The sequence below is a fragment of the Leptospira weilii genome, from assembly GCF_006874765.1.
Taxonomy (GTDB): domain Bacteria; phylum Spirochaetota; class Leptospiria; order Leptospirales; family Leptospiraceae; genus Leptospira; species Leptospira weilii.
Window position 1 is genome coordinate 3,855,001 of record NZ_CP040840.1, and the last position, 2,500, is coordinate 3,857,500.

The window sequence follows — 2,500 nt, forward strand, 5'->3', positions numbered from 1 at the left end:
TGGATCTCCCATATATCTCCGTCATATGGCCTGGGGTCGCCGAAGGAAACGCTAAGGGAACAATTCTATGGAATTACAAAACGAACGTTTCCCTTCAAGTCACCGCGAATTATTTAGACTACCACAGCGTACTCCGATTGGGCAAGCTTTTCGAATTCACTAAGAAATTCAACAATCCGAATCGTCCGGACGGGGTTTTCTACTTTAGTGCGGATTTAAAAAACGTATACGCGCTCAAACACAGATTTCCAGTTTTAAAAGCAGAAGTGAAATACACTTATCCTTGGATTTATATCTCGAGTTTTCACGCATACATATATAACGGAGAAATATTAGGAAAATCTAAAATTAATCCATTCAAATCCAAATTTGAAGTTCAAGGGGAAGTATATCGAATTCAATCTGATCGAATTCTCATGCCTTACACAAACGACCCGATCATCAGTGGAAACATGTTCAGTAAGTTTAATTTTATTACGGAAGTTCACAATCAATCCTCAGATTTTCTGACAGAATTTTTTAGGAATATGGAAGGTTCAGGCAACTTTCAAATTCTCAGCGGAGAATTGCTCGGTTACGCGAACTTCATGATTCCAGTTCTGAATACCCTCGGAAAGATCGTTTCATTTAACGGAATCGACGGAAGAAAGGTCGAGTTCTCCTCTCTAAAATCGGATTTTAAAATCGAAAATAACCGATTTTACTTTCAAAATCTAAAACTGCAAGGAAATGGATTGGAAGCGGACGGAAAAGGAAACATTAGTTTCGAAAAGGATGTGGATCTTATCCTTAACTTAAGATTAGGCGGAGATATTGTCGGTAAAGCGTTAAAAATTCCGATCATTTATAAGGGAAAATTTAAACAATCAATTCCTTATATAGATCCGATTTGGTTAGGCTCGGTGTTTGCGGGGAGCACAATTTTCGCCCCATTTTTTACTCTGGTTGGCGGTCCTTACGGAGGAGGAATTGCTGGGTCAGTCGTATCAGAATATGTAAGAGACGCTTGGGAAGGATTTAAAGGACTGTTCGCATCTAAGGAAAAAAACAAAAAGAAATAACCTAGACATCTTAAGGAGATTCTTTTCATGAAACCAAAATTATTCATTCGTATCACATCGATTTTGATTTTTATCTTCGCAGTCGGACATTCCATCGGACACTTTACGAGATATAATACGGCCGATTCTCAGGCTCTGAATACGATTTCCGCAATGCAAAAAACCAAAATCCCAATGGAAGGCGTCGCAAAGTCTTACGATCAATTTTATACGGGAATGAGTTTAAACTTAAGTATTTTCTTGATTTCGTTGACGATTCTTCTATGGTTCTTATCGAATCTTACCGAATCAAATCCGCAAACGACGTTGAAACTTTTAATTCCGATTTTCTTTTGTATCTTTTGTTTCAGTGTCACGGGCTTTGTTTATTTTTTCCTCGCGCCCGCCTTAATCTCCTCATTAGGAACCTTTTCTCTTTTGGTAAGTATGATCCTTTTGAAAAAGTCCTAAACACTCGTTAAAGATACCCGAGAAATCGGTACGGTTTTGTGGGCCAAACAAGCGAAAATAAATCCTTAACATATGTTCTAAGTAAAATCCAAATTCAATCCTTCTTGAACTAAAATTCGCAGCGCATTGCTTGTTTGAACCAAACCTTCTCGAATTTTATAATCAAAGCACATGGAGCCGTTTAAAATTTCCTCTTGAAAATGTTTCAAGATAACATCCTCGACTTTAGCGAGTTCCAAATCATGGCTCGTGACCAAACCGATTACACGATTCTTTTTTAGCTCTTTTAAAATTCCTTTGCAAGCAAGAGAACGTTCTCTTGTGTTCGTTCCTTTTAAAATCTCATCAAGCAAAACAAGATGAGGCAAATCCGAATTCTGAATTTTTTTTACAATCTCCGAAAGCCTTCTTACTTCCGCATAAAAAAAAGAAATTCCTTCCTCTAAATTATCTTCGTTTCTCATACTCGTATGAATTTTTAAAACCGGCAAAGAAAATCGAGACGCAGGCACCGGCCCGCCCGCCAACGCGAGAATGGAAGAAACACCGATTGTACGCAGATATGTCGTTTTACCGGACATATTCGAACCCGTGATGAGAACAATATTTCCTTCCAGAACCTGATCCAATGGATTGGAAACTCTGAACTCCGAAGGGATAAGGGGATGGAAAAGACCTTTTCCCGAAATTCCTTCCTTAGAATTTTCAGAAAGAATCTCCGGGAAACAATAATCGGAAAACATCCACTTCAAATTCGCAAAAGGAAATAGAGAATCGAATAGGGTTAAATCATCGATCGACTTTTCCAAAAACGCGGAATATTTTTCCTTCCATTTGGAAATTTTCCCTAAAATCCAAAGATCGTAAAGAAAAAGGTTATTTAAAATTAAATGCAATAAGGGAGCTTCGGTCAAAGCGACGCGCTTTAATATACGATCCAAATCCTCGTAAGCAGATTTTAACTCCTCCTTAGAAGTATCCTGTAAAAG

3 protein-coding genes (2 of these 3 running past the window's edge) are annotated in these 2,500 nt (G+C 38.0%); 2 read left to right on the forward strand and 1 reads right to left on the reverse strand.

Translation table 11 applies throughout. From position 1 onward, the window contains the following. Together FHG67_RS18835 and FHG67_RS18840 are read left to right on the forward strand one after the other, a co-directional pair. Positions 1 to 1,061: the 3' portion of an AsmA family protein gene (locus FHG67_RS18835; protein ID WP_004499677.1), read on the forward strand. 991 nt of this gene lie to the left of the window's left edge; the window shows 1,061 of its 2,052 coding nt (coding positions 992-2,052); its start codon lies beyond the left edge, outside the window; its stop codon occupies positions 1,059 to 1,061. Between the two features lie 27 nt (positions 1,062 to 1,088). After that, complete coding sequence (locus FHG67_RS18840; RefSeq protein ID WP_004499654.1) at positions 1,089 to 1,511, forward strand: LIC_13387 family protein; 423 nt, start codon at positions 1,089 to 1,091, stop codon at positions 1,509 to 1,511. 77 nt (positions 1,512 to 1,588) lie between these two features. Here the strand turns inward: FHG67_RS18840 and FHG67_RS18845 are convergent, their stop codons facing one another. After that, a protein-coding gene (locus tag FHG67_RS18845) for a MutS family DNA mismatch repair protein (RefSeq protein ID WP_004499644.1) crosses the window boundary here: on the reverse strand, positions 1,589 to 2,500 show its end. It continues 921 nt past the right edge of the window; the window shows 912 of its 1,833 coding nt (coding positions 922-1,833); its start codon lies off the right edge, out of view — the gene reads right to left on this strand; it ends in the stop codon at positions 1,589 to 1,591.